The sequence below is a fragment of the Pseudomonas sp. genome (assembly GCF_050739995.1).
In the GTDB taxonomy this organism is placed as follows: Bacteria; Pseudomonadota; Gammaproteobacteria; order Pseudomonadales; family Pseudomonadaceae; genus Aquipseudomonas.
Map to the genome: position 1 here is coordinate 1 of NZ_JBOICG010000472.1, position 2,356 is coordinate 2,356.

At 54.7% G+C, this 2,356-nt stretch carries 3 protein-coding genes and 1 pseudogene; all 4 read right to left on the reverse strand.

Features of this window, described 5'->3' with window-relative positions:
* Positions 1–698, reverse strand: a 698-nt coding sequence (locus ACRESD_RS15660; RefSeq protein WP_431751754.1) for an ABC transporter ATP-binding protein, incomplete at its 3' end; no start/stop codon positions are given.
* 52 nt (positions 699–750) lie between these two features.
* On the reverse strand, positions 751–1,461 hold the full coding sequence (locus ACRESD_RS15665; RefSeq protein WP_431751755.1) for an ABC transporter permease: 711 nt from the start codon (positions 1,459–1,461) through the stop codon (positions 751–753).
* Positions 1,458–2,186: an ABC transporter permease gene (locus ACRESD_RS15670; RefSeq protein ID WP_431751756.1), complete on the reverse strand. Its 729-nt coding sequence runs from the start codon at positions 2,184–2,186 to the stop codon at positions 1,458–1,460. The genes ACRESD_RS15665 and ACRESD_RS15670 overlap by 4 nt, the downstream gene beginning before the upstream one ends.
* A gap of 51 nt (positions 2,187–2,237) precedes the next feature.
* Positions 2,238–2,356, reverse strand: a pseudogene (locus tag ACRESD_RS15675) (ABC transporter substrate-binding protein); the annotation flags it as partial.

Sequence of the window (2,356 nt, forward strand, 5' to 3'; positions counted from 1 at the left end):
GGTCCGCCCTGCTCTTCAACCAGTCCTTGATGAAGGAACAGCAGTTGGTTCGACACTTTGCGTGCAAACCCCATTTCATGGGTCACCATGATCATGGTGCGCCCCTCTTCAGCAAGCCCCTGGATGACTTTGAGCACCTCGCCCACCACCTCAGGGTCAAGCGCCGAGGTGGGTTCGTCGAACAGCATGACTTCGGGCTCCATGGCGAGGGCGCGGGCGATCGCTACCCGCTGCTGTTGACCACCGGAAAGAAACGCAGGGAACTGATCGGCAACACGGGCAGGCAATCCGACTTTATCCAAGTACCGCCGCGCACGGTCTTCTGCGTCTTTTTTGCTGACGCCTAGCACCCGACGCGGGGCAATGGTGATGTTTTCCAACACGGTCATGTGTCCCCACAGGTTGAAATGCTGGAAGACCATGGCCAAGCGGGTACGCAGTCGTTGCAGCTCGCGGTCATCCGCCACACGTAATCCAGCATGATTTTTAACCATGCAAATTGGTTTGCCATCCAAACTCATGGCACCGTCGTTGGGTGTTTCGAGAAAATTGATACAGCGCAGGAACGTACTCTTTCCCGAACCGCTCGCGCCGATCAGGCTTATGACATCGCCCGTTTTGGCCTGCAGGGAAACACCCTTGAGTACTTCATGGGTACCGTAACTCTTGTGTAGTCCGTCAACCGTCAATTTGTACATGTTCGCAATCATCCTCTAAGCGGGTTGGGAGCGGCCCTGTCAGATACAGGGCTCAGTCAGTCGGCCCTAAAAAGGCCAGCCAATGACGTTCGGCAATTCGGAACACTCCGACCAACGCAAAGGTGACCGTCAGGTAAATCAGTGCCGCAATCCCAAACGATTGAAAGGTTAAAAAGGTCGCCGAGTTCGCGTCACGGGCAACTTTGAGAATGTCCGGCACCGTGGCGGTGAATGCCACCGTGGTTGAGTGCAGCATCAAGATCACTTCGTTGCTGTAATACGGCAGCGAGCGACGCAAGGCTGACGGCATGATCACAAACGCATAGAGTTTCCATCCCGAGAGGCCATACGCTTTTGCCGCCTCGACTTCGCCATGAGCGATGTTGCGAATGGCCCCGGCAAATATCTCGGTGGTGTAAGCGCACGTGTTCAGAGCGAAGGCAAGAATGGTGCAGTTCATTGCATCGCGAAAGAATGCATCCAACACAGGCTGAGCGCGTATTGCGGCGAGGCTGTAGATTCCGGTGTAGCAGATCAGCAGTTGGATGTAGAGCGGTGTCCCCCTGAACAGGTAGGTATAAAACTGCACCGGCCAGCGCACGTAAAACCTGGGGGACACGCGTGCGATCGACAATGGAATAGATACGATAAAGCCGATGAAAAGCGATGCGCTGAGCAACCATAGTGTCATGGCCAGACCAGTGATTTGCTGGCCATCGCTGTAGACGAATGACCTCCAGTACTCCTGCAGTAGTTCGATCATCGCACTGCCTCCCGTAAACCCGCGGCGTAGTGTTTTTCCAGACAGCGCAGGACGAAGTTGGAGATGCTGGTGATGATCAGGTAGGTCAGTGCAGCCAGTACCAGGAAAAAGAACAATTGATAGGTACTTTTTCCTGCGTCCTGGGCAGCCTTTACCAAATCAGCCAGGCCGATGATCGACACCAATGCGGTGGCTTTAAGAATTACCATCCAGTTATTACCCAGCCCCGGGAGGGCAAACCGCATCATTTGCGGGAATACCACGAAGCGAAAACGCTGGGCGCGACTTAACCCATAGGCAGTAGCGGCTTCGACCTGCCCACGGGGTACGGCCAGCATGGCGCCGCGGAAAGTTTCGGTGAAATAGGCGCCGTAGATAAAACCAAGGGTGATGATTCCTGCGACGAAGGGATTGATTTCGATGTACTGCCAGCCCCATGCCACTGTGATGACCGTCAGCCAGGTTTGCAGACTGTAGAAAATCAACAGCATCAGAACCAGATCCGGCACCCCACGAATCAATGTGGTGTAGAGCTGCGCGGGCATACGCAGCAGCTTGAGACTGGACAGTTTAGCGCTGGCGCCCATCAACCCGAGCAATACGCTAAGCAAAAGAGAGCACAGGGACAGCTTGACGGTCATCCAGGCGCCTTCGAGCAGCAGCGGGCCGAAGCCTTGCAAGCTGAATGCAGAGAGCCCCAATGCGCCTAATAATGTTTCAAACATGATCAACAACCTATAGCGAAAACGCCCATCCAGCGGACGAGCGCCGGGTGGTTATTTGCCGCTGTAAAGATTCAGATCGCCAAAATGCTGCTTCTGGATCGAATCATAGGTGCCATCGTCGTGAAGAGCCTGGATCGCTTTATCCAGCAAGGCCTTCAGCTCTGTATTGC